Below are 24,562 nucleotides of genomic sequence, written 5' to 3'. Positions count from 1 at the left end.
CGGGCGTTGTCTTCAGACCGAGCGGCCGGCGCGCGCCAGCCCATGCGCCACCAGCCTGTCGATGACTTCCGGGTAGCTGACGCCGCTTGCCGCCATCGCCTTGGCATACATGCTGATGTCGGTGAAGCCGGGAATGGTGTTGAGCTCGTTGATGAGGAACGTCATGTCCGGCAACAGGAAAAAGTCGACACGCGCCATGCCGTCACAACCGACGGCCCTGAAGGCCTTTGCGGCCATGTCACGCATGGCTTCCTCGATCTGAGGCGGCAGTTCGGCCGGCACGATCAATGCCGCGCCATTCTCGTCGATATATTTGGCATTGTAGTTGTAGAAGCCGTGGCTTTCCGCCGGCACGATCTCGCCCGGCCGCGAGACGAAGAGTCCGCCCGCGGGATCCTCCAGCACGCTAAACTCAATCTCGCGGCCACGGACGAATTCCTCCGCCAACAGCTTGCGATCGTGCAGGAAGGCTTCCGCAAGCGCTCGATCGAATTCCTGGCTGGCATTGACCTTTGCGACTCCGACTGACGAGCCTTGCCGCGCCGGCTTGATGAAGAGCGGCAGGCCAAGCTGATCTTGCAGCGCGGCGAGGGAAGGCGCCACACCCTCATGGATCGTCACCGAGCGGGCGACGGGCAGTCCCGCCGCCTTCAGAAGCCGCTTGGCGATGTCCTTGTCGAGCGCTGTCGCCGACCCGAGGATGCCGCAGCCGGCGAGCGGCACCTGCGCCACTTCCGCCAGCCCCTGCACCGCGCCGTCCTCGCCATGCAGGCCGTGCAGGACGGGAAACAGAATATCGATACTGGGCAACGCGTAGGGGGTGCCCTCGGCCGGGATCGCCAGCATCCGTCCATGTCCGCCCGGCACCAGGGAGATCTCCGTGCCGCCGGAAGGCGCCGCCAGCGTGCCGTCCTCGAAGCGGCTGAGCAGCCATCGTCCGTCGCGGGTGACGAAGACAGGGAGGGCGTCGTATTTCGCCGGCTCCAATGCACGCATGACATTGGTCGCCGAAAGCACCGACACCTCATGCTCGGCGGAACGACCGCCATAGAGCACGGCAATACGCAATTTTTTCGCGGCCACGACTGTCTCCAAATATCCGGTGTTGAAAGGCCTAAAATTCGACGGTGAGGTTCAACCCGCCAGCAACGATCCGAAGCGGGATTTTTGATGGTTTGGCGAGGGCGATTGCAAGACGGTCGCGAATTTGGTCCGCGCGCAAAAAGAAAGAGCGGCACGCGGGCCGCTCCTTGTCGTTCGCGATGCTCTTGCCGCTAGCGCAGCGCCGCGGCGATGTTGCCGCCGTCGACGGTCGTCACGTCGGCGGTGGTGCGGTCGGCCAGCGCCTGGTGCAGGAAGGCCTGCGCCACGTCCTCGGCCGTCACCTCCTGGCCGAGCAGATTGCCGGACATGTAATCCTTCTCCGACACGCCGCGCGCGCCCGAGCGGCTGGCGATCATGGCGTCGGTCAGAAGCCCGGAGCGGATGCGGTCGGCATTGACCGCGTTCGAGCGGATGCCGTGCGCGCCGTAGTCCAGCGCATACTGCCTGGACAGGAACAGCGTCGCCGCCTTCGGGATGCCGTAAGCGCCGAATTTCGGACCTGGGTTGATCGCCTGCTTGGAGGTGTTGAACAAAAGCACGCCGCCGGTGCCTTGTTCCAGCATGATGCGCACCGCGTTCTGCGCCGCCGACTGGTGGGCGAAGAAGTTGAGTTCGAAGCTCTTGCGCAAAGTAGCGTCGTCGAGCTCGCCGATGCGGCCTTCCCAGGCCGCGCCGGCATTGGAGACGAGGATGTCGAGGCCGCCATAGACGGTGACCGCTCTGTCGAATGCGGCGCGCAACTCGGCCGGATTGGTGATGTCGGCGCCGACGCCGATCGAGCCGTTGCCGGCCTTCTTGGCCGCTTCCGCTGCCTTGGCCGGATCGAGGTCGACGATGACGGCATGCGCGCCATTGTCAGCGAACAGTTTCGCCGTCGCCGCGCCGATCGCGCCGGCGCCGCCGGTCACCAGCACCACCTGGCCGGTCAGCGGCTTCGGCTTGTTGGAGGCAAGCTTGGCCTGTTCCAGCGACCAGTATTCGAGCGGGAAGAGGTCGGCCTTGGACAGCGGGTGGAAATGGCCGATGGCCTCGGCGCCGCGCACCGCCTCGATCCACATCTCGCCGACGTCGGAGGCGATCTTGGCGTCCTTCAGCGTGCGGCCGTGCCCGAACATGCCGAGGCCAGGCACCAGCGTCAGGCGCGGCATCGGATCGAGCATGGTGCGCTTGACGTCGTCCAGCGCGTCATTGGTCTCGAAATAGGCGCGATAATCCTTGGCGAAGGTCTCGACATGGCTGCGGATGACGGCCTTGTAGTCGCCGATCCTGTCGGCGTCCGGTGCCGGCACCGCCATCGGCCCGGTCTTGATGCGGATCGAGAGATCCGGCGTCGAGACGCCGCGGCCGGCATAGTCGGCGATCCCGGCCGAGTTGATGAAATCGACGATCGCGTCGGAGGTGCGGAAGTCGCTGATCATGCGGTCGAAGCGGCCTTCGCCGCGCGCCACGGCCACCGCGCCGCGCAGCGCCGGTGCGATGTCGCCAGGCTTGGCGAGCTTGGCCGGTAGCGCCGCCTTGGCCGTCTTTGGCTTGCCGTTCTTCGCGACATACTCCTCGGCGACGGTCACATAGTGGATCATCCGGTCGTAGGCCTGCCTGGCATCGTCGCCGAAGGTGAAGATGCCGTGCTTGTCGAGGATCAGGCCCTCGACGCTGGGGTCGGCATCGAAGACGTCGCCCGCCGCCTTAGCCAGGTCGAAGCCCGGCATGATGTAGGGCACGTAGCCCATCTTCGCGCCGAATACTTTTCTCACCAGCGGCTCGCTGTCCTCCTGGTCGACGATGGCGAGGATGGCGGTCGAATGCGTGTGGTCGACGAATTTGTGCGGCAGGAAGGCGTGCAGCAACGTTTCGACCGACGGATTGGGGGAGGCGGGGTCGATGAGGTTGGCGCGCTGCAGCGCCACCATGTCCTCGTCGGCGAGCCTCTCCAGCGCGCGCGCCTTGAGGAGCGCGCCCATCTTCACCGCCGGCAGGCCTTGCGGCTCGATGACGGCCATGTCCCAGCCGCTGCCCTTGACGCAGAGCACATCCCATTCGTCGCCGACGAGATCGGTGGCCTTGGTCTTGCACGAGGTGTTGCCGCCGCCATGCAGCACCAGCCGCGGCTCGCCGCCAAGCAGGCGCGTCGTGTAGACGCGCAGCGCCAGGTCGCGGGCGACGCCCTTCTTCGCATAGTCGGCAACCATCTTTTCGGCGTCGCCGTCATTCCACAAATTCTTCATAGTCGCTTCGTCCGCTTCGTTTGTCTTTGATTGCTGTGAACAGGAATGCCGCGACGCTTTGATGACAATGCGCCGGCGGCGAGGGGTGTTTGTCTAGGAAGCTTTTTGGGTCACCGCTCCGGCATGTTCCAGCAGCCGCTGCGCCATGCGCGCGCCGACCACCAGATGCGTGCAAAGCCTTCCGGCGAGTGCCGCGAGCAGCGGCTCGAACTTGCTGTCCTCCTGCACGACCATCAGACGTTTTTCGATGGCACCGAGCGAGGCGAGCTCGGCGGAGATGACCCTGCGGTTGTAGCTGCAGTCGAGCGCCTTGCCGCCGGCGTCGATGATCTGCCCGGCAATGACGCCGGCCGCCCCCTCCTTGCGCAGCGCTGCCATTTCATTGACCGTCAGCGCGCCGCATTTGACGACATGGCTGTCGGCGTCGACGGTGCCGACGGAAAAGAGCGCGAGGTTGCAATCGCTGATGCCGGCCAATTGCTCGCGGATCACCGGCTCGGCGCGCAGGGCGCGCGCCAGCTCTTCCGTCGACAGCACCAGCGGTGCGTAGAAGTTCAGCCCTTTGGCGTTGAGGCGCCGGGCGATCTCCATCGTGCACTGGTCGGGCCGGTAGGAGTAGGGGGCGCCGAGATTGCCGCAGAGCTGCACCACCGTCACATCCTGCAGGTCGGCGAACGACATGATGTCGGCGATGGTGTAGACGGTACGGCCCCAGGCGACGCCGATGCGATCGCCCTTGTTCACCAGCTCGAGAAAGACGCCGGCCGCCAGCACGGCGATGTCGGTCGACGGGTCGACGACATAGGCATTCTCCGGCGCGATCCAGACGGCGTCGAGCTCCAGCGCATCTTCCAACTTGCGCGCCATGACGTCGTCGGTGAACAACTGCGTCGAGGTCGAGATGTTGACGATGCCAGTCTCGCGCGCCTTGCGCAGATACATGGCGACCGAAGCGCGTGAAATCTTGAGCTGGGTCGCGACCTCGTCCTGGCGCAGGCCGTGCGCGTAGTAAAGCCAGGCGGCCTTATGGATAAGCTGTTCTGCCGGTCGGATCGCCATGGCATCTCCTCGGCTGACATTATTCACGGCTCTCGACAAAAGTCAAACCGGGCGGAGGTATGCGTTTCCCTTTCGCCTGCGAAATCTAGATCATCATTGTGCCAAAAGCGCCCTGTCGTGGCATCGTTGGTGGTGACGAGGCGTGGAGCCTGTGATTAGAAGTTGATTATAGACATTGGGGAGGATGGGATGGGCAATCCCTACGAACAGGATCTCGACAGGAACGCCGCCAACCACCAGCCGCTGACGCCGCTCACCTATCTGGAGCGGGCGGCAAAGACCTATCCCGACCAAGTCGCCATCATCCATGGCAGCCAGCGCATCACCTATCGAGACTTCTGGCGGCGCTCGCTGAAGCTCGCCTCGGCGCTGGCGAGGCGCGGCATCGGCAAGGGCGATACGGTGACGGTGATGCTGTCGAACACGCCGCCGATGCTGGAAGCGCATTTCGGCGTGCCGATGACCAGGGCGGTGCTGCATTCGCTCAACACACGGCTCGATGCCGCGGTCATTGCTTTCCAGCTCGACCACGCCGACACCAAGGTGCTGATTGTCGACCGTGAATTCTCCGGCGTGGTCAGTCAGGCGCTGGCATTGGCGAAGGCCAAGCCTTTGGTCATCGACTATGACGATCCCGACTATGCCACCGACGCTCCCTATCCGAAGGGCGAGCGGATCGGCACGCTCGACTACGAGGCTTTCGTCTCCGGCGGCGGCGAGGATTTCGCCTGGTCGATGCCCGACGACGAATGGGACGCCATCTCGCTCAACTACACGTCCGGCACGACGGGAAATCCCAAGGGCGTCGTCTACCATCATCGCGGCGCGGCCCTGATGGCCTACACCAACACCATCCATGCCGGCATGGCCAAGCACGCGGTCTATCTGTGGACGCTGCCGATGTTCCACTGCAACGGCTGGTGCTTCCCCTGGACGCTGGCCGTCCAGGCCGGCACCCATGTCTGCCTGCGCTGGGTGCGGGCGAAGCCGATCTATGACGCGATTGCCGACCACGGCGTCACCCACCTCTGCGGCGCGCCGATCGTGATGTCGGTGCTGATCAACGCCCGGGACGAGGACAAGCGCGAGTTCGCGCAGACCGTCACCTTCAACACGGCGGCCGCCCCGCCGCCGGAAGCGGTGCTCTCGGGCATGGCCGATGCCGGCTTTGCCGTCACCCATCTCTACGGCCTCACCGAGACCTACGGTCCGGCGGTTGTCAACGAATGGCACAATGAGTGGGACGAGCTCGAGAAGGGACCACGAACCGCGAAGAAGGCGCGCCAGGGCGTGCGCTATGCGGCGCTCGAGGGCCTGACGGTGATGGACGCGGAGACGATGACGGAGACACCGGCGGACGGCGAGACGATCGGCGAGGTCATGTTCCGCGGCAACATCGTCATGAAGGGCTATCTGAAGAACAGGAAGGCTACCGACGAGGCCTTTGCCGGCGGCTGGTTCCATTCCGGCGATCTCGGCGTCATGCATCCCGACGGCTACATCCAGCTCAAGGACCGCTCCAAGGACATCATCATCTCCGGCGGCGAGAACATCTCCTCCATCGAGGTCGAGGATGCGCTCTACAAGCATGCCGCCGTCGCCTCCTGCGGTGTCGTCGCGAAGTCCGATGACAAATGGGGCGAAGTGCCGGTCGCCTATGTCGAGCTGAAACCCGGCAAGAGCGCGACCGAGGCCGAGATCATCGAGCACTGCCGCGCGCTGCTCGCCCGCTTCAAGGTGCCGAAAGCGGTGGTGTTCGCCGAGATTCCGAAGACCTCGACGGGGAAGATCCAGAAATTCAGGCTGCGGGAGATGGCGAAGGGGACGTAGTTCGTTCCTTCCGCCGTGGCCGTGACATCTATTGTTAGCCTCATCCGCTCGCGAAGTCGTCATCCTTGGGCGTAGCGACGCGAAGCGGAGCGAAGACCCAAGGATCCATGCCGTGACCTCGCGGCAGTGCACCGGCGGTGGAGAATGGCGCGCCGCGGATCGCGATCGTTGAGCAGTCTAACTTATTGATCCGCTGCATTCTTTGGCCGACGTCACGGCATGGATCCCAGGGTCTGCGCCGCGTCGCTTCGCTCCTTGCTTCGCCCTAGGATGACTACCGGATCAGCGCCGTTGGCTAATCGCTGATGTCGGTCATTGCCATCATAGCGACTGTCACCATCTGTCACCAATTGTACGCGTACGTCGAATCTGCGTTGACATCTCCCCTCTTTCGATTTACGAGTGATGAAAATTGAAATTCGTCACTCGTTATTTGACAGAGAGCTAATGTCCGAAGCCGCCAACATCGTGGTCGACCCAGCCCGCCAGGAAAATGTGACGCGCATTCTCGATTGCGCCGAGCGCCTGTTCCGGCACTACGGCTACGGCAAGACCAACGTCGCCGACATCGCCCGCGAGCTCGGCATGTCGCCGGCCAACATCTATCGCTTCTTTGCCTCCAAGGTCGAAATCCACCAGGCCGTCTGCGGCCGTATGCTCGGCGCCAGCTACAAGATGGCCTACGAGATTTCGCGCCTGCCGATCAGCGCCGAGGAGCGGCTGCGCCGCTACGTGCACGCGCAGTACCAGATGACCATGGAAGTCATGCTCGATGACCAGAAGGTCCACGAGATGGTCGTCGTCGCCCTCGAACGCGACTGGGGCGTCATCGACAAGCATGTCGACAGCATCCACGATCTGTTTGCCGAGGTGATCCGCCAGGGCATCGAAGCCGGCGAGTTCAGGGAGCAGGACCCGGTGATCGCCTCGCGCTGCTTCGGCGCCGCCACCGTCATCCTGTGCCACCCGCAGATGGTGGCGCAGTGCCTTGCCAAGACCAACCGGGCGATGCCCGACGACCTCATCGACTACGCCATCAAAGCCTTGAAGAAATAGCCGCCGCCCGCAGGGCGCCGGCCGACAGATCATCTCCAGTCAGGAGTGCCAAAGTGTCTTTGTCCAGTTCCATCATCCGCAGGCTGCCAGTCGCTGGCCTGATCGTCGCCGCCCTCGGCCTTGCCGGATGCAGCCAAGAGAAGGTCGAGATCAAGGAGATCATCCGGCCGGTCAAGGTTGTCGAGATCGGTGGTGCCCAGACCACCCGCGAGCTCGACTATTCCGGCTCGGTGCGCGCCCGTACCGAGATGAACCTTGGCTTCCGCGTCGCAGGCAAGGTCACCGAGCGCCTCGTCAATATCGGCCAGCATGTGAACTCGGGCGACGTGCTCGCCCGCATCGATCCCACCGACTATGATCTTTCGGTCAAGAGCGCCGAGGCGAGCCTCGAGGCCGCCGATCGCCAGGTCGAGACGGTCGATCTCGCCAAGAAGCGGACCGAGCAGCTCTTCACCAAGAACTTTGCATCGAAGTCGCAGCTCGACCAGGCGACGCTGACCTATGATCAGGCCGTGGCGACCCGCGATGCCGCCCGCTCGACGCTTGCACAGGCGAAGAACCAGGTCGGCTACACTGATCTCAAGGCGGGCGAGGACGGTATCGTCACCGCCATCAGCGCCGACATCGGCCAGGTGGTCGGCGCCGGCACGCCGGTGATGACAGTTGCCGTCGATGGCGAGAAGGAAGTGCTGATCGCGGTTCCCGAGATGGACATCGCCGAATTCCGGCCGGGCAAGGACGTCAAGGCGGGCTTCTGGTCCGACGATGCACTCACCCTTGCCGGCAAGGTCCGCGAAGTCGCCGGCAGCGCCGATCCGCAGTCCCGCACCTTCGCCGTCCGCGTTTCGCTGCCCAACGATCCGCGCGTGCTGCTCGGCATGACCGCAAATATCGAAGCCTCGGTGGCGAGCCGGCAGCAGATGGTGTCGATCCCGCTCAGCGCGCTGGCCGAGAAGGACGGCCAGAAGATCGTCTGGACCGTCGACCGCACCAGCGACACGGTTCATCAGCGCCAGGTCAAGGTCGGCGATTTCACCGCCGACGGCGTCAATGTCGCCGACGGGCTGAAGCAGGGCGACGTCGTGGTTGCCGCCGGCACCCAGTTCATGACCGAGAACCTCAAGGTCAAGCTCTCCGGCGCCGCGGCGCAGCAGTCCGCGTCGGCCGACGACAAAGGCGACCTCACCAGCAGCCTGCGCTGAGGCCCAGGCGAATGAAAATCCCGCTCGTCATCGCCTAGGCGCGAGCGGACCATGGTTTCCGGGCGGCGAGCGCCCGGCTGTCGAGACGTCAGGTTGATGTAACCCCCACATCGATCCTCGCGTCCCACCGCGACGAGTGTCTCTCCGCCTCGGAAAGCCTCGCCGCCCGGAAGCCAGCATCGGAAATCTCGCGGCACGCCGAATGCGTGCCTTGCCGATCAATCGGAATGGACTGACGCCGATGACCACCGACAGCACTGAGAAGCGCCCCTTCAATCTTTCGCGCTGGGCAATCGGCCACCCGAGCATCGCGCGCTTCCTGTTCGGCCTGATCATCCTTGCCGGCGCGCTCGGCCTGATGCGCATGGGCCAGAAGGAAGACCCGGACTTCACCTTCCGCGTCATGGTCGTCCAGGCCGTCTGGCCGGGCGCCTCGATCCAGGAGATGGAGGACCAGGTCGTCAACAAGATCGAGCGCAAGCTGCAGGAAACGCCGCATCTCGATTTCGTCCGCTCCTACACCCGCGCCGGCAGCGCCATCATCACCCTCCAGGTGAAGGGTGACACCAATGCCGAGCAGGTGAAGGATGCCTTCTACCAGGTGCGCAAGAAGGTCGGCGATATCGCCGGTGACCTGCCGCAGGGACTGCTTGGCCCGTATTTCAACGACGAGTTCGGCGACACCTTCATCACGCTGCATTCAATCAGCGGCGATGGCTACAGCTATCCTGAGCTGAAGAAGTTCGCCATCCAGGCGCGCGACATGCTGTTGACGACGCCGGGCGTCGAGAAGGCCGTCATCATCGGCGACCAGCCGGAGAAGATCTATATCGACGTCTCGTCCAAGGCCTTGGCCGAGCGCGGCCTGACGCTGACCGACCTGCAGAACGCGATCAAGGGCCAGAACAATGTCGATCCGGCGGGCTCGGTCGACACCGGACAGCGCTCCGTGCGCATCTCGGTCGAGGGTGACGTCACCAGGGCGGCCGACATCAGGGAACTGCGCCTGCGCGCCGGCAACCAGGTGACACGGCTCGGCGACATCGCCACCGTCTCTTCCGGGCTGGAGGATCCGTTCCAGCGCAAGTATCGCTTCAACGGCCATGAGAGCGTCCAGCTCGGCGTCGTCATGGCCAAGGGCTTCAACGTCACCGATGTCGGCAAGGATGTCGAGGCGACCTATCAGCGCTTCGAGGAAGGCCTGCCCTATGGTGTCGCGGTCGACCAGATCTCCGACCAGCCGGAGGTTGTGCGCGATGCCGTGAAGGAGTTCATGGAGGCGCTCGGCGAGGCGTTGCTGATCGTTCTTGCCGTTTCGCTGCTGTCGATCGGCTGGCGCTCGGGTCTGGTTATCGCCATCGCCATTCCGCTGGTGCTCGCCGCCACCTTCGCCATCATGTACGAGCTCGGCATCGACCTGCAGCGCATTTCGCTGGGCGCGCTGATCATCGCGCTTGGCCTGCTCGTCGACGACGCCATGATCGTCGTCGAGATGATGGAGCGAAAGCTGGAGGAGGGGCTGGTCAAGATCGAGGCGGCGAGCTTCGCCTACTCTTCGACCGCCTTCCCGATGCTCACCGGCACGCTGATCACCACCGCCGGCTTCATCCCGGTCGGCTTCGCCGCCTCCACCGCCGGCGAATATGTGCGCACGCTGTTCTACGTCGTCGGCATCGCGCTGGTCGTGTCGTGGTTCGTCGCGGTCTATTTCACGCCGTGGCTCGGCTACATGATCCTCAAGCAGCGCAAGCATGCCGGCAATCATCACGATGCCTTCGACACCGGCTTCTACCGGCGCCTTCGCGGCACGGTGGGCTGGGCCGTGCGCCACCGCATCATCGTGCTGGTGATGACGCTGGTGACCTTCGCCACCAGCCTGTGGGCGTTCCAGTTCATCCCGCAGAATTTCTTCCCGCAGTCGTCGCGGCCGGAAATCCTGGTTGATCTCTGGCTGCCGGAAGGCACTTCGATCAAGGAGGTCGAGGCGCAGGCCAAGTCGCTTGAAGCCAAGATGATGGACGACCAGGACAAGCGCTTCATCGCCACCTATATCGGCGAGGGCGCGCCGCGCTTCTTCCTGCCGCTCGACCAGCAGCTCAGGAACCCGAACTTCGCCCAGCTCCTGGTGATGGCCAAGGACGAGCCGGCGCGCGAGCGGCTCATCCTCAAGCTGCGCTCCATCCTGGCGCAGGATTTCCCCTCGATCCGTTCCAAGGTCGATCGCCTGTTCCTCGGTCCGCCGACTGGCTGGCCGGTGCAGATGCGCGTCATGGGTCCGGACCGCCAGGAAGTGCGCCGCATCGCCGACGAGGTGAAGGCGAAGTTCCAGGCCAATCCGCTGCTTGGCGCCGTCCATGACGACTGGCTGGAGCCGGTGCCGGCGATGAAGCTGGTCATCGACCAGGACCGCGCCAGGGCGCTGGGCGTCTCCTCGCAGCGCATCCGCCAGATGCTGCAGGCCACCATGTCCGGCGCGCCGCTCGACGACTTCCGTGACGGCGAGGAGACGGTCTCCATCGTCGCGCGTGAGCCGGAGGCGACCCGCAAGCTGCTGTCCTCGGTCGACTCCGTCTACATCCCGACCGACTTCGGCGGCTCGGTGCCGCTGTCGCAGGTGGCCAAGGTCGTTCCGGTGCTGGAGCAGGGCATCGAATGGCGGCGCGACCGCCTGCCGACCATCTCGGTGCGCGCCACGCTGCCGGACGGCGTGCAGTCGAACGATGTCGTCACCAAGATGTACAACGACATGCAGGACCTGCGTGCGGGCCTTGCACCCGGCTACAAGATCGAGATCCAGGGCGGGGCGGAAGATTCCGCCGAAAGCCAGGCCTCGATCGCCGCCAAGGCGCCGATCATGCTGGCCATCATCGTTGTGCTGCTGATGATCCAGCTGCAGCATTTCGGCAAGGCGATGCTGGTGCTGGCCACCGGTCCGCTCGGCATCATCGGGGCGGCTGCAGCGCTGCTGATCAGCGGCGCGCCGTTCGGTTTCGTCGCCATCCTCGGCGTCATCGCGCTGCTCGGCATCATCATGCGCAACTCGATCATCCTGGTCGACCAGATCGACCAGGACATAGCCAAGGGCATGGAGCGCTCGGAGGCGATCATTGGATCGGCGGTCCGTCGTTTCCGGCCGATCGTGCTGACCGCGATGACGGCGGTACTGGCGCTGATCCCGATCTCGCGCGCCGTCTTCTGGGGGCCGCTCGCCTACGCCATGATGGGCGGCATCCTGGTCGCCACCGTGCTCACCATCCTGGTGCTGCCGGCAGGCTATGCCCTGTTCTTCGGTCGTGAGCCGAAGAAGGCCGGGGTCGAGGGCAAGGGGCCCGAGTCCGAACTGGTGCAGAACAACGAAGAGCCGCAACTGGCGCTGGCCGCGGAATAGATGGTGGCAACCCGGATCATCCGCCATCGGCGACGATGGCGGATGATCCGCATTCCCTTGAGCCCGGCGGAGCGAAAAATGCTCGCCAGTGGCGGCTTCGCAAAACAGAATTCCTTTCCAGCGGGCTGATGCAGGCCGATCCTCGGGCGATATGGGAGCGGCGACGCTCGTCATCGATGGATTGGGTCCCATGGCAGAAAAACGGCAATTGCGGCTCGGCGCCTTCATGCGGCCGGTCAGTCTCCACACCGGCGCCTGGCGCTATCCGGGCGCCTATCCCGACGCCAACTTCAATTTCGCGCATCTGAAGCGCTTCGCGCAGACGCTCGAAGCGGCGAAGTTCGACGCCTTCTTCATGGCCGACCATCTGGCCGTGCTCAACATGCCGATCGAGGCGCTGCGGCGCAGCCACACGGTCACCTCCTTCGAGCCGTTCACGCTCTTGTCGGCGCTGGCCGCCGTCACCGACCATATCGGCCTGGTCGCCACCGCCTCGACGACCTTCGACGCGCCCTACCATATCGCTCGCCGCTTCGCCTCGCTCGACCATATCAGCGGCGGCCGCGCCGGCTGGAACATCGTCACGACATCCAATCCGGACGCCGCGCTGAACTTCGGCCTCGACGAGCATGTCGAGCACGACGAGCGCTATCTTCGGGCGCGGGAATTCTATGATGTCGTGACGGGGCTGTGGGACAGTTTTGCTGACGATGCCTTCATCCGCGATGCCGAGAGCGGTCTCTACTTCGATCCGTCCAGGCTGCATGTGCTCGACCATAAGGGCGAGCACCTGTCGGTGCGCGGTCCGCTCAACATCGCGCGCCCCGTTCAGGGCTGGCCGGTCATCGTCCAGGCCGGCGCGTCCGAGGCGGGACGGCAACTGGCCGCCGAAACGGCAGAGGTGATCTTCGCGGCGCCGCCCGATCTCGCGTCAGGCCAGCGCTTCTTTGCCGACGTCAAGGGGCGCGCGCAAAAGCTTGGCCGCTCGCGCGACGACATCAAGATCCTGCCCGGCGCCTTCGTCATCGTCGGCGACAGCGTCGAGGAGGCACGGGCCAGGCGGGCGAAGCTCGACAGTCTCGTCTACTATGAGAGCGGCATTGCCTCGCTGTCGATCGCTCTTGGACATGATGCGTCGGGTTTCGATCCGGACGCGGCCCTGCCGGAGATACCGGACACCAATGCTTCGAAGAGCAGCCGCGAGCGCGTCATCGAGCTGGCGCGCAAGGAGAACCTGACCGTCCGCCAGCTTGCCCAGCGGCTTGGCGGCTATTCGGGTCTCGCCTTTGTCGGCACGCCGAGAACCATCGCCGACGAGATGGAGGAGTGGCTGCACACCGACGGCTCCGACGGGTTCAACGTCATGTTCCCCTATCTGCCCGCCGGACTGGACGATTTCGCCGGGAAGGTGGTGCCGGAGCTGCAGCGGCGCGGCATCTTCCGGCGCGAATATGAAGGATCGACGCTGCGCGAGAATCTCGGCCTGAAGCGGCCGCCCAACCGGTTCTTCGACGAGACGACGATCCGCAAAGCAGGCTGACGGGAGGCCGTTGGACGAAAAAGTTCGGGCGCGCCGAAGCGCGCCCGCACATTTCAGTCGCCACGTCAGATGACGAACAGCCAGTTGGCGATCAGCATCACCGCCACGCCGGCGGCGAGCGTCAGGTAGGGCAGCATGCCCGCCTTCTTGACCGAGAGGTCGGCTCCCGCCATGCCGAGATCGGCCAGCATGTGGTCGGGGAACTTGCCGCCGTCCTGGATGTAGTGGCGGAAGCAGAACACCGGGATGATCAGAGCCGCGGTAATCAGGCCCGCCCACAGCGCCATCGGGTTCCACACCTTGGCGCCGGCGCCCATGAAGACGGCGTTGACATAGGCGAAGATCGCCCCGATGCCGAGCAGCCAGGTCGGCGCCCGCCACGGCCGCGCGATATGGCCGTTGTCGATGCGGTGGATCCAGCCGGCATTGAGGTTGAGGAAGTTGAAGATGATGTAGCCGCAGTTCGACACGGCGAGAATGAAGAAGAAGCTCGTCGCGTCGGCCGAGGCAATGGCCAGCACGATCAGGTTGAAGACGAGGTCGGTCCACATCGCCCGCGTCGGCGCGCCATGCTCGTTGACGTGGCTGAGATAGCGCGGCAGCCAGCCGTCGACCGAGCCCTGGTAGAGCGTGCGCGAGGAGCCGGCCATCGCCGTCATGATGCAGAGCACCAGCGCCAGGATCATCAGCATGACCAGCAGGCTGTGGATGATCTTGCCGCCACCGACCATGCCGGCCAGCGCGTCCGCCACGCCCGAGCCGTCGACGATCGGCGTCGCCAGCATGCCGTTGAGGCCCAGCACGCCCTGGAAGGTGAACGGCACCAGGATGAACAGCAGCATGCAGAGCAGGCCGGAATAGAAGATCGCCTTGAAAGTGTCGGTGCCGGGGTTCTTGAACTCCGACGTATAGCAGACGGCGGTCTCGAAGCCGTAAGTCGACCAGGCGGCGATGAACATGCCGCCGAGCACCAGCGTCCAGCCGGCGATGTTCCAGGCGCCGGGATCCGGCGCGTATGCGGCCGCCAGCGGCACCAGCGGCGAGAAGTTCGCCCAGTTGATCTGGCCGGTGACGATCGGCACGACACCGACGATCAGCATCGGGACGATAACCAGCAGGCCGATATATTTCTGCACATTGGCCGTGCCGAGGATGCCGCGATGCTGGATCGAGAAGATGATCAGCATCAGCACCGCGCCGATGAAGAAGGTCGCGTTGAAGGTGAAGGACACCGGGCCTAGCGTGTGTCCCCACAGCGACCAGGTGCGGATCGCCGGCGTGGCGGCAGCCGCCACCGCCGTGATGGCGTCGGCGGGCGCCGTCCCGGCATGCGCGGCGATGTAGGCGACCACTTCCGGCGAGGTCTCGCTGAAGAGCGGGATTGGCGCCAGCGCGTTGAGGATATAGGCGGCGGCGATCGAGCAGCCGAGCGACAGCACCGGCGACCAGGCGAACCAGTTGCACCACACCGAAAGCGGCGCGATGAATTTCGAGTAACGCAGCCAGGCGGTGGCGCCGTAGATCGAGGCGCCGCCGGACTTGTTCGGGAACAGGCCGGCGATTTCTGCATAGGTGAAGGACTGCAGGAAGCCCATGATCATGGACACCGTCCAGATCACGAAGGCCAGCGTTCCGGTCGTGCCGGCAATGCCGCCGATCGAGAACAGGACGAGGGCGGGAACGCCGCTTGCCACCCAGAAGGCGCCACGCCAGTCGATGTGCCTGAGCAGCTTGCCTTCCGCAGGCTGCTCCAGGGCCGTGCTTATCGTGCTCATATGTATGAATTCCCCTTTTTTGCTGTTCCCCGCCGGCGTGCCTCGGCTACGCGAAGCTTCCCCCCGGCAACATGACCGTCCCGACCGTAATGTTTCCACTCAGTCGTATTTTTTTCTTAAGAGTGAAGATTGATCCGGCGCGCTTTCACGTCAAGCGTTTTGTGGCGCCGTGCACATCACGCTTGCGAAACATGGCACGGATGCCACTGCGACGGGCACCAAGACGGCCGGATCAGGCCTTGGAGACGGTGATCAGGAGCGCGGTTTCGTCTTCTGCGGGTCGTAGTGCGCGAAGGGCACGACTCGCGCCGGCAGCCGCTTGGCATGGCCATCGAGCTTGCCGATCTCGACTTCCGTGCCGATGTCGGCATGGGTGACGTCGAGCCGAGCCAAGGCGATGGTCTTGCCGAGCAGCGGCGAGCGCATGCCGGAGGTGACGACGCCGATCTGGGCGCGACCGACATGCACGCAGTCGCCATGACCGACAGGGATGTTAGCGTCGATGTCGAGGCCGACCAGTTTCGTCTGCGGATTTTCCTTGCGCCGGATCAGCGCGTCGCGGCCGATGAAGTCGTCGGTCTTGGTCTTCAGCGGCACGGTGAAGCCGATGCCGGCCTCGAACGGATCGGTCTGGTCGGAGAACTCGTAGCCGGCGAAGATCAGCCCGGCCTCGATGCGCACCATGTCGAGCCCCTGCAGGCCCATTGGCTTCAGCCCATGCGGCTGGCCGGCCTCCCAGATCGCGTCGAACACTTTTTCGGCGTCGCGCGGATGGCACCAGACCTCGTAGCCGAGCTCGCCCGTGTAGCCGGTGCGGGAAACGACGACGGGAACGCCGTTGCTGCCGCCGATGCGGGCGACCGCGAAGCGGAACCATTCGAGCTCGCCGATCGAAGGCTGGAGCGGCGAGGTCCAGACGACCTCCTTGAGGATATCGCGGCTCTTCGGTCCCTGCACGGCGATGTTGTGCATCTGGTCGGTGGAGGAGCGCACCAGCACGTTGAGGCCGAGCTTCTTCGCCGTCTCGCGCAGCCATTCGCCGGACAGGTCGTCGCCGCCGACCCAGCGGAAATTGTCCTTGCCGAGCCTCAGCAGGGTGCCGTCGTCGATCATGCCGCCATGCTCGTAGCACATCGCGGTATAGACAACCTGGCCGACGCCGATCTTCTTGACGTCGCGGGTCAGCGTGTACTGCAGCAGCGCTTCGGAATCCGGCCCGGTGACCTCGAACTTGCGCAGCGGCGAGAGATCCATGATCACGGCGGCCTGGCGGCAGGCCCAGTATTCGGCAATGGGACCTTCCTTGGCGAAGGAGTTGGCGAGCCAGTAGCCCCTGTACTCGACGAAGTCGCGCGTGTGCTTGGCAAAGCTCGAATGAAAGGCTGTCTCGCGGGTCATTTTGGGTTCCGAATCGGGCGTCATGCGTCTGGCGATCGCTCGCGAGAATTTGTGCTGGCCGGAATAGGTGCGCACATGGATGTCGGTCAGGTTCCAGCCATTGGCGGGCGTCGTGTCGTCCGGGCAGGCCGAGGACACGCAGACGATGTCGGTCAGCGCGCGTAAGAGTACATAGTCGCCCGGCCGCGACCAAGGCTCGTCCGACACCATCACGCCATGCGCGTCGATCGCCGTGTTGAAGAAGAAGTTGATCGCCATCCAGCCCGCGCGGGGATTTACGCCTTTGTCCGAGAGCGCCCGGTTGAAATTCTCCGAGCAGTTGGTGTGACCGGGATAACCGATGTCGTCATAGTATTTGGCGGCGCAGGCGAGTGCGAAGGCGTCGTGGCGTCCGCATGTGTCCTGCACCACCTCGACCAGCGGCTCCATGTCCTGGTCGTAATATTTCGAATGCAGGCCGGGCATCGGATAGGCCGCGCCCATCAGCGTACGGGTCGTCGTCACGTCGAGCGGATGGTCGTGGCCCTTGTCCAGCTTGCGCGCCGAAAAACACTGGAAGTCGGTGCACTGGCGGCCGTCGACATCGATGATCTGCAGATAGTCGCCGGCCTTGACGAAATAGGATTCGGCGGTGGCCGAATGCACGCGGAGGTCGAGCACTGGATCGGCGAGCGGATCGGCAAGCCGCGACTTCGCCTTGAGGCGGACTGTGGCGCGGCGCACGATGATGGTAAGCGGTGTCGCGGTGTCATGGCCGTCGACCAGCATCGGCCCGCCGGGCGCGGCGATCAGCATCGCGCCGTCGCGCTGTACGGCAAAGCTCTGCTCTGTGCCGGCGGGCGTCGCGCCGCTGAAGACTCGAACGGCTTTCGGCTGGTCGAGCTGCACCTGTCGGCGCTGCAGGCCGAGACGCAGCGCCGACAGGCTGTCATCACCTTCGACGAGCAGCGCCTTGATGCCGGCGGCATTGCTGTTCGCGGTCTCACCGAAAATGCCGGGATCGGTGACGCCGTCTTCGCCCCAGGCGAGCAATTCGCAGGCTTGCCCGCCTTCGACATTGCGTACGCTGACGGTGTCGCCGGCCTCGATGTCGATCAGCGCCGCGCCATTGCCCTGCACCGTGTAGCGCTCCATGCCGGCCGGCAGCGCAATTTGTCCGGGCCTGAGGATCAGGCTCGGCCGGGGTGGCCCGGAGGCGACGGCGGGATAGGGCGACTGGCTCATCTCACCTCTGCAATTCGAGAAACAAGTTTGCCTGTGTGTGAAATTATTTTAGCAGCAAGAATAGCAGCGCGATGGCGTTTGGCAAGGCCAAGGTGTGCTGGCTCCCCCTTCTCCCCTCGTGGGAGAAGGCGTCGCCGAAGGCGACGGATGAGGAGTCCTCCAGGGAAAGCCGACGTCTCATTCCGCTGGAACACCCCTCATCCGTCTCGGCGCTGCGCGCCGATCCACCTTCTCCCACAAGGGGAGAAGGGGAGGCGCGCAATGCGCTACGCCATTTCCTCCGAATGCCCGATCGCAATCCCATACTCCGCCGCCGAGTCGAGCATCGTGTGCCACAGGCTTTCGGCGAAGGTCGCGAACACCAGCAGATTGAACACGGCCTGTCCGTCCCGGTCGTTGCCGCGCCAGAGCGTGACGCTGGTGTGATCGATCGAAGTCGCGGCTGCGGCGCCAACCGGAAACGCTGCCGCATGCAGATCGATTGACGACAGTTTGGCCAGCATGGCGCGCGCCTTCTCCCCGGATACGCTGATCAGCGCTCGCGCATGCGACTGGTCGGAAAGCGAAGCGGAACCGGCAAAGACAAGCGCAAGCGCCTCCATCCCATGCCTGCCGCCCTTCGACAGGACAAGAAACTGATCCGGCCCCGACCAGATCAGTGTCGCGTCGGCGGTGCCGACCGCCTTCGGCGTTTCGGGTGCTGTGACACCGAAGCAGGCCGTCGCCGCCTTGGCCATCTCCTTGCCGCGTCGCGCCATCACCTGGACGAGATCGAAATTGCGGATCTCGGTCAGCGACACGCCGGCATCGCCATGCCCACCATATGGCCCGGCGACGAGCGTGCGATCGAGCGGGCTGCGGATATCCCAGGAAAACTCAGCCACGCTGGCGCCCTCCATCCGGATCGTGGAAGACGGGATTGCAGAGCTCGACCTCATACTCCTCGCCGCGCAGCGGGTCGTGCGCGCGCACGGTCTCGCCGATGCGCTCGCGCCCGCGTTCGACCAGGCCGAGTCCGATCCATTGGTCGAGTGTCGGCGAGAAGCAGACCGAGGTGACATAGCCCTGGTCGTTGCCCGGGCCAGGAACCTCGCCCTTCGGAATGATGTGCGCGCCTGAGCGCAGGCGACGCGCATTGTCGATCGGCTTGATACCGACGACAACCTGCCGGTCCGGCGCCACCAGCGCCTCGCGGCCGGCCATGACGCGGCCGACAAAATCCTTTTTGGTCGACATCATCTTGCCGAGGCCGAGATCGGCGGCGGTCGTGGTGCCATTCAGCTCCGGCCCGGCGACATGGCCCTTCTCGACGCGCATGACACCGAGCGCCTCGGTGCCGTAGGGCGTCACGCCCAAGGGTTTTCCCGCGATCATCAGATTGCGCACAAGCGCCTCGCCATAGCGGGCAGGCACCGAAATCTCGAACGCCATCTCGCCGGAGAAGGAGATGCGGAACAGCCGCCCCTTGATGCCGCCGCGCAGTTTGACTTCGCGCGCACCCATGAACGGAAAACCTTCGTTCGACAGGTCCTCGGACTCATCAACGACCTGCTTCAGCAATTCCCGCGCGCTCGGTCCTGCGATCGAGAACTGTGCCCACTGGTCGGAGACAGACGTGAGTTGCACGTCGAGTTCGGGAAACAGCACTTGCCGGCAGAACTCGAGGTGCTGCATCACCAGTCCCGCCTTGGCGGTCGTGGTGGTGAGGAAATAATGATCCTCGGCCAGTCGCGAGGTCGTGCCGTCGTCATAGACGATGCCATCCTCGCGCAGCATCAGACCGTAGCGCGCCTTGCCGACGGCGAGGTTGGAGAACGAGTTGATATAGACGCGGTCTAGGAAGGTGCCGGCGTCAGGGCCGTGCACGTCGATCTTGCCGAGCGTCGAGACATCGCAGAAGCCGACGCCGCCGCGCACCGCCTTGACCTCGCGGGTCACCGATTCCAGCCAGTCCTTCTCGCCGGCGCGCGGATACCATTGCGCACGCTTCCACAGGCCGGTGTCGACGAACACGGCGCCCTGTTCGGCCGCCCAGTGATGCGACGGCGTCAGCCGGGTTGCGTGGAAAGTCTCGTCGCGATGGTGGCCGGCGAAGGCGCCGATGGCGACGGGCACGTAAGGCGGCCGGTAGATCGTCGTGCCGGTTTCGGGGATCGATTTGCCGCTCACCGCCGCTATGATGGCGAGCCCGGCGATGTTGGAAGTCTTGCCCTGGTCGGTGGCCATGCCGAGAGTGGTGTAGCGCTTCAGGTGCTCGACCGATTCGAAACCTTCCCGCTGCGCCAACTCGACGTCCGAAGCGGTGACGTCGTGCTGCTGGTCGACGAAGGCCTTGCCCTTGCCGGCGACATGCCAGAGCGGGGTGAGCGAAAAGGTCTCATCGTCGGCGACCGGCATCGAGCCCGTGCCGCCACTGCGCCCGGCATCAGATGCCGCGGCAGCGCCGGCCTCGAATCCTTCGCGCAGGCAGGCGCCAAGGCCGAAGGCGCCGTTGGCCGCACCCGCCGCCACCATGCCGGGCGGCGCGCCATCCGGCACGAAGGCGGCGATGTCGTCACGCCATTTCGGCCGGCCGCGATGATAGGAGGTGAGCCCGACCGAAGGATTCCAGCCGCCGGAGACGGCAAGCCCGTCGGCCTCGACTTCGGCGCGGGCGCCGCCGGTCAGCGCGACCGAAATCTTGCTCACACCGTCCTTGCCGCCGTCGACGCCGCTGACCGAGCCGTGCAGCACCGTGAAGCCGTTCTTGGAAGCGAGCGAGCGGTGGGCGGCAGACACGTCCGGCCGCGCTTCGATCACGGCGGCGATCTGAAGGCCACCGGCGAGCGCCGTCTCGACCGTGCGCCAGCCATCCTCATTGTTGGTGAACAGGGCGATGCGTTTTGCCGGCGCGGCCGCATAGCGGCCGATATAGCTCCGCACCGCGGAAGCCATCATCACGCCCGGCGTGTCATTGCCGGCAAAGACGATCGGCCGCTCGATCGCGCCTGCCGCAACAATGCTGCGCTTCGCCACGATCCGCCACAGCCGCTGCCGCACCTGATGTTCAGGCGGAACCGGCAGATGGTCATTGACGCGCTCGATCGCGCCGTAGGTGCCGCCGTCATAGACGCCGAACATCGTCGTGCGCGTCATGATCCGGACATCGGGAAGCGCGGCAAGTTCGGCGAGCGTGCGCGAAATCCAGTCCGCCGCCGATAGCCCGTCGATCGTGCCGCCATCGGCAAGCAGGCGGCCGCCCGGGACAAAATCCTCCTCGCAAAGGATGACGCGCGCGCCGCTGCGACCGGCAGCGAGCGCGGCTGCCAGACCCGCCGGGCCGGAGCCTGCGATCAGCACGTCGCAATGCGCCCAGGCCTTGTCGTAGTGGTCGGGGTCGGCGATGCCGGCGGCACGTCCAAGGCCGGCGGCGCGGCGGATTGCCGGCTCGTAGACCGCTTCCCAGAATTTTGCCGGCCACATGAAGGTCTTGTAGTAGAAGCCGGCGACAAAGATCGGCGCGAACAGCTGGTTGACCGACATCACATCGAAGCGCAGCGACGGCCAGCGGTTCTGGCTGGCGGCCTCGAGGCCGTCATAGAGCTCCGCCGTCGTCGCCTTGGTGTTCGGCTCGCGCCTTGCGCCGCTGCGCAATTCGACCAGCGCGTTGGGCTCTTCCGAGCCTGCGGTGAGAATGCCGCGCGGGCGATGATACTTGAACGAGCGGCCGACCAGCTTGACGCCGTTTGCGACCAGCGCCGAGGCCAGCGTATCGCCCTGGAAGCCGAGCAGGGTCCTGCCGTCGAAGCGGAAGCTGAGCGGCGTCGAGCGGTCGATGAGGCCGCCGGATGCCAGCCGGTGTGTCTGCGCGCCGCCCACCATCACGCGCCCACCTTTGCCGCGCCGGCGCCGGCCGCCGGCTCGACGGCCGAAATCTCGTGCGTCAGCGTATTTCGGGTGACCTTCAGCCAGGCCCGGCAGCCGCCGCCATGGTACCAGTGCTCGCTCATTGCGCCGGCGATGTTGTCGCGCAGATAGACGTAGTCATAGACCGCGTCCTCACCGGCATCCGCCGCCGGCCGTTGTGGCTTGGCATCGCCGAGATAGGTGAACTCGCCGAGTTCGCGTTCGCCGCAGAAGGGACAGACTATGCGCATGGCAGGGCCTTCAGTGCAGGTTCGGTTGGGCGCCCTGGCCCTTTTCGTCGATCATGGCGCCACGCTGGAACCGGTCGAGCCGGAAGCGCGCGGCCTCCTTGTGGGATTCGTCGCGGGCGAGAAGATGAGCAAAGACCAGGCCTGAGCCAGGCGTCGCCTTGAAGCCGCCATAGCACCAGCCGGCGTTGAGATAGAGTCCGTCCACCGGGCTCTTGTCGATGATCGGCGTGCCGTCCATCGACATGTCCATGATGCCGCCCCACTGGCGCAGCAGCCGCACGCGACCGATCATCGGGATCAGCGCCATGCCGCCCTCGCAGACGTCCTCCATGACCGGCAGGTTGCCGCGCTGGGCGTAGGAATTGTAGCCGTCGATGTCGCCGCCGAAGACCAGCCCGCCCTTGTCGGACTGGCTGACGTAGAAGTGGCCGGCGCCGAAGGTCATGACATTGGGCAAGAGCGGCTTGATCGCTTCCGAGACGAAGGCCTGCAGCACATGGCTTTCGATCGGCAGGCGCAGGTCCGCCATCGCCGCGACCCGCGATGAGGACCCGGCGACTGCCATGCCGACCTTGCCGGCGCCGATCCGCCCGCGCGAGGTCTCGACGCCGGTCACCTTGCCGTTGGCGTCGCGTACGAAGCCGATGACCTCGCAATTCTGGATGATGTCGACGCCGAGTTCGCTGGCCGCATGCGCATAACCCCAGACCACGGCGTCGTGCCGCGCCGTGCCACCGCGCCGCTGCAGGAGCCCGCCCTGCACGGGAAAGCGCGCATTGTCGAAGTTCAGGAACGGCATCATCTTCTTGACCGCGGCGAGGTCGAGCAACTCGGCGTCGATGCCGTTGATGCGCATAGTGTTGCCGCGCCGTGCATAGGCGTCGCGCTGGGCGTCGGAATGGTAGAGGTTGATGACGCCGCGCTGGCTGACCATCGCGTTGTAATTGAGGTCCTGCTCCATCCGCTCCCACAGCTTCATCGACAATTCGTAGAAGCCGGTGTTGCCGGGCAGGCCGTAATTGGAGCGGATGATGGTGGTGTTGCGGCCGGCATTGCCGGAACCGATCCAGCCCTTTTCGAGCACGGCGACATTGCGGATGCCGAACTCGCTGGCAAGGAACCATGCTGTCGCCAGCCCATGGCCGCCGCCGCCGATGATCACCACGTCGTAGCGATCCTTCGGGCTGGCGTCGCGCCAGGTGCGCTGCCAGTTCTTGTGCCCGGACAGGGCGGCGCGGGCGAGCGAGAAGATCGAATATTTCATAAGGTCATTCCGAGGTCGCTCGCACCGCTGGGTAGGCTAGATGTCCAGCGTGTGGTCGCGCTCCCACTGCGTGAAGTGCGAAGCATAGGAATTCCATTCCTGGTGCTTCAGCTTTAGGTAGGCCGACGAGAATTCCTCACCCAGCGCCGCCTTCAGCGATTTGTCCTTGTCGAATTCGCGCAGCGCGTCGAGCAGGTTGAGCGGCAGCTTCGGCGCGCCCTTCACCGTGTGGCCATGCTGGTACATGTCGATGTCGTAGCGCTTGCCGGGGTCGGCCTTGGAGCGGATGCCGTCGAGGCCAGCGGCGATGATGACGGCCTGCAACAGGTACGGGTTGGCGGCGCCGTCCGGCAGACGCAGCTCGAAGCGGCCGGGGCCGGGCACGCGCACCATGTGGGTGCGGTTGTTGCCGGTCCAGGTCACCGTGTTCGGCGCCCAGGTCGCGCCAGAGATGGTGCGCGGCGCGTTGATGCGCTTGTAGGAATTGACCGTCGGGTTGGTGATCGCGGCCAGGGCCGAGGCGTGCTTCATGATGCCGCCGAGGAAGTTCTTGCCCTTGGCGGACAGGCCGAGCTCCATCGCATTGTCGGCGAAGACGTTGGTCTTGCCGGCCTTGTCCCACACCGAGATATGCGCGTGGCAGCCATTGCCGGTCAGGCCCTGGAACGGCTTCGGCATGAAGGTCGCGCGCAGGCCGTGTTTCTCCGCCACCGACTTGACCATGAACTTGAAGAAGGAGTGCTTGTCGGCGGTCGCCAGCGCGTCGTCGAAGGCCCAGTTCATCTCGAACTGGCCGTTGGCGTCCTCATGGTCGTTCTGGTACGGGCTCCAGCCGAGCGCCAGCATGTGGTCGCAGATTTCGGCGATGACGTCGTAGCGGCGCATCACCGCCTGCTGGTCGTAGCAGGGCTTCGAGGCGGTGTCGTACTGGTCGGAGATGGCGCTGCCGTCGGGCGAGATCAGGAAGAACTCGGCCTCGACGCCGGTCTTGACATGCATGCCGTCGCCGGCGGCTTCGGCGATCAGCCGCTTCAGCGTGTTGCGCGGTGCCTGGGCGACGAGCTCGTCTTCCATCACGCAGTTGGCCGCGACCCAGGCGACCTCCGGCTTCCACGGCAATTGGATCACCGAATCCGGATCTGGCACCGCCAGCATGTCCGGATGCGCCGGCGTCATGTCGAGCCAGGTGGCGAAGCCGGCAAAGCCGGCGCCGTCCTTCTGCATGTCCGAGATCGCCTGTGCAGGCACCAGCTTGGCGCGCTGCCCACCGAACAGGTCGGTGTAGGAGATCATGAAGTATTTGACGCCTTTCTCTTTGGCGAAAGCGGCGAGATCGTTCCCCATTATAGTTCCTCGCAGAT

General features: G+C 64.9%; 15 protein-coding genes. 5 read left to right on the top strand and 10 right to left on the bottom strand.

All coding sequences use genetic code 11. From position 1 onward, the window contains the following. Positions 1-12: 12 nt before the first annotated feature. The 3 genes from JG743_RS26170 to JG743_RS26160 form a co-directional block, all read right to left on the bottom strand. Entirely contained in the window at positions 13-1,083 is a 1,071-nt protein-coding gene (locus JG743_RS26170; RefSeq protein WP_202294109.1) for a D-alanine--D-alanine ligase family protein, read from the bottom strand. A gap of 191 nt (positions 1,084-1,274) precedes the next feature. Further along, entirely contained in the window at positions 1,275-3,329 is a 2,055-nt protein-coding gene (locus tag JG743_RS26165) for a bifunctional aldolase/short-chain dehydrogenase (protein WP_202294106.1), read from the bottom strand. Between the two features lie 93 nt (positions 3,330-3,422). Next, a complete protein-coding gene (locus tag JG743_RS26160; protein WP_202294103.1) occupies positions 3,423-4,388 on the bottom strand; it encodes a sugar-binding transcriptional regulator in 966 nt (321 codons plus the stop codon). 189 nt (positions 4,389-4,577) lie between these two features. Here JG743_RS26160 and JG743_RS26155 point away from each other — a divergent pair, with 189 nt between their 5' ends. The 5 genes from JG743_RS26155 (at position 4,578) to JG743_RS26135 (ending at position 13,404) form a co-directional block, all read left to right on the top strand. Next, a complete protein-coding gene (locus tag JG743_RS26155) occupies positions 4,578-6,218 on the top strand; it encodes an acyl-CoA synthetase (protein ID WP_202294100.1) in 1,641 nt (546 codons plus the stop codon). A gap of 447 nt (positions 6,219-6,665) precedes the next feature. Further along, complete coding sequence (locus JG743_RS26150) at positions 6,666-7,274, top strand: TetR family transcriptional regulator (protein ID WP_202294097.1); 609 nt, start codon at positions 6,666-6,668, stop codon at positions 7,272-7,274. A 53-nt stretch (positions 7,275-7,327) separates the two neighbouring features. After that, positions 7,328-8,476, top strand: coding sequence for an efflux RND transporter periplasmic adaptor subunit (locus JG743_RS26145; protein WP_202294093.1), 1,149 nt, complete (start codon positions 7,328-7,330; stop codon positions 8,474-8,476). Between the two features lie 241 nt (positions 8,477-8,717). Next, positions 8,718-11,864 (top strand): efflux RND transporter permease subunit, encoded by a 3,147-nt coding sequence (locus JG743_RS26140; RefSeq protein ID WP_202294090.1) that lies wholly within the window; start codon positions 8,718-8,720, stop codon positions 11,862-11,864. A gap of 190 nt (positions 11,865-12,054) precedes the next feature. Next, complete coding sequence (locus JG743_RS26135; protein ID WP_202294087.1) at positions 12,055-13,404, top strand: LLM class flavin-dependent oxidoreductase; 1,350 nt, start codon at positions 12,055-12,057, stop codon at positions 13,402-13,404. A gap of 65 nt (positions 13,405-13,469) precedes the next feature. Here the strand turns inward: JG743_RS26135 and JG743_RS26130 are convergent, their stop codons facing one another. From JG743_RS26130 to glnT, 7 genes are all read right to left on the bottom strand, one after another. Then, a complete protein-coding gene (locus JG743_RS26130) occupies positions 13,470-15,179 on the bottom strand; it encodes an APC family permease (protein WP_202294084.1) in 1,710 nt (569 codons plus the stop codon). A gap of 252 nt (positions 15,180-15,431) precedes the next feature. Beyond that, the gene (locus JG743_RS26125; RefSeq protein WP_202294081.1) at positions 15,432-17,801 is read right to left on the bottom strand and encodes a DUF1989 domain-containing protein; all 2,370 of its coding nucleotides are present in this window, start codon (positions 17,799-17,801) and stop codon (positions 15,432-15,434) included. Positions 17,802-18,067: 266 nt separating this feature from the next. After that, positions 18,068-18,685: a sarcosine oxidase subunit gamma gene (locus JG743_RS26120; protein ID WP_202294078.1), complete on the bottom strand. Its 618-nt coding sequence runs from the start codon at positions 18,683-18,685 to the stop codon at positions 18,068-18,070. After that, positions 18,678-21,662: a sarcosine oxidase subunit alpha gene (locus tag JG743_RS26115; protein WP_244673223.1), complete on the bottom strand. Its 2,985-nt coding sequence runs from the start codon at positions 21,660-21,662 to the stop codon at positions 18,678-18,680. The genes JG743_RS26120 and JG743_RS26115 overlap by 8 nt, the downstream gene beginning before the upstream one ends. After that, the gene (locus JG743_RS26110) at positions 21,662-21,937 is read right to left on the bottom strand and encodes a sarcosine oxidase subunit delta (protein ID WP_202294075.1); all 276 of its coding nucleotides are present in this window, start codon (positions 21,935-21,937) and stop codon (positions 21,662-21,664) included. Before JG743_RS26110 ends, JG743_RS26115 begins: the two co-directional genes overlap by 1 nt. Before the next feature lie 10 nt (positions 21,938-21,947). Next, a complete protein-coding gene (locus tag JG743_RS26105) occupies positions 21,948-23,201 on the bottom strand; it encodes a sarcosine oxidase subunit beta family protein (protein WP_202294072.1) in 1,254 nt (417 codons plus the stop codon). A 36-nt stretch (positions 23,202-23,237) separates the two neighbouring features. Continuing rightward, positions 23,238-24,545, bottom strand: a complete 1,308-nt coding sequence (gene glnT, locus JG743_RS26100; RefSeq protein WP_202294069.1) for a type III glutamate--ammonia ligase — start codon at positions 24,543-24,545, stop codon at positions 23,238-23,240. Positions 24,546-24,562 lie beyond the last annotated feature (17 nt).

Origin of the sequence: Mesorhizobium sp. 131-2-1 (assembly GCF_016756535.1) — a bacterium.
Lineage (GTDB): Bacteria > Pseudomonadota > Alphaproteobacteria > Rhizobiales > Rhizobiaceae > Mesorhizobium.
This window is presented reverse-complemented; position numbering and strand designations above follow the sequence as displayed.

What these genes read in the sequence shown, in the direction of transcription:
- JG743_RS26110 (WP_202294075.1), bottom strand. Translation starts at nt 21,937, where the DNA reads ATGCGCATAGTCTGTCCCTTCTGCGGCGAACGCGAACTCGGCGAGTTC.
- JG743_RS26155 (WP_202294100.1), top strand. Translation starts at nt 4,578, where the DNA reads ATGGGCAATCCCTACGAACAGGATCTCGACAGGAACGCCGCCAACCAC.
- JG743_RS26165 (WP_202294106.1), bottom strand. Translation starts at nt 3,329, where the DNA reads ATGAAGAATTTGTGGAATGACGGCGACGCCGAAAAGATGGTTGCCGAC.
- JG743_RS26135 (WP_202294087.1), top strand. Translation starts at nt 12,055, where the DNA reads ATGGCAGAAAAACGGCAATTGCGGCTCGGCGCCTTCATGCGGCCGGTC.
- JG743_RS26140 (WP_202294090.1), top strand. Translation starts at nt 8,718, where the DNA reads ATGACCACCGACAGCACTGAGAAGCGCCCCTTCAATCTTTCGCGCTGG.
- JG743_RS26125 (WP_202294081.1), bottom strand. Translation starts at nt 17,801, where the DNA reads ATGAGCCAGTCGCCCTATCCCGCCGTCGCCTCCGGGCCACCCCGGCCG.
- JG743_RS26105 (WP_202294072.1), bottom strand. Translation starts at nt 23,201, where the DNA reads ATGAAATATTCGATCTTCTCGCTCGCCCGCGCCGCCCTGTCCGGGCAC.
- JG743_RS26150 (WP_202294097.1), top strand. Translation starts at nt 6,666, where the DNA reads ATGTCCGAAGCCGCCAACATCGTGGTCGACCCAGCCCGCCAGGAAAAT.
- JG743_RS26130 (WP_202294084.1), bottom strand. Translation starts at nt 15,179, where the DNA reads ATGAGCACGATAAGCACGGCCCTGGAGCAGCCTGCGGAAGGCAAGCTG.
- JG743_RS26115 (WP_244673223.1), bottom strand. Translation starts at nt 21,662, where the DNA reads ATGGTGGGCGGCGCGCAGACACACCGGCTGGCATCCGGCGGCCTCATC.
- glnT (WP_202294069.1), bottom strand. Translation starts at nt 24,545, where the DNA reads ATGGGGAACGATCTCGCCGCTTTCGCCAAAGAGAAAGGCGTCAAATAC.
- JG743_RS26160 (WP_202294103.1), bottom strand. Translation starts at nt 4,388, where the DNA reads ATGGCGATCCGACCGGCAGAACAGCTTATCCATAAGGCCGCCTGGCTT.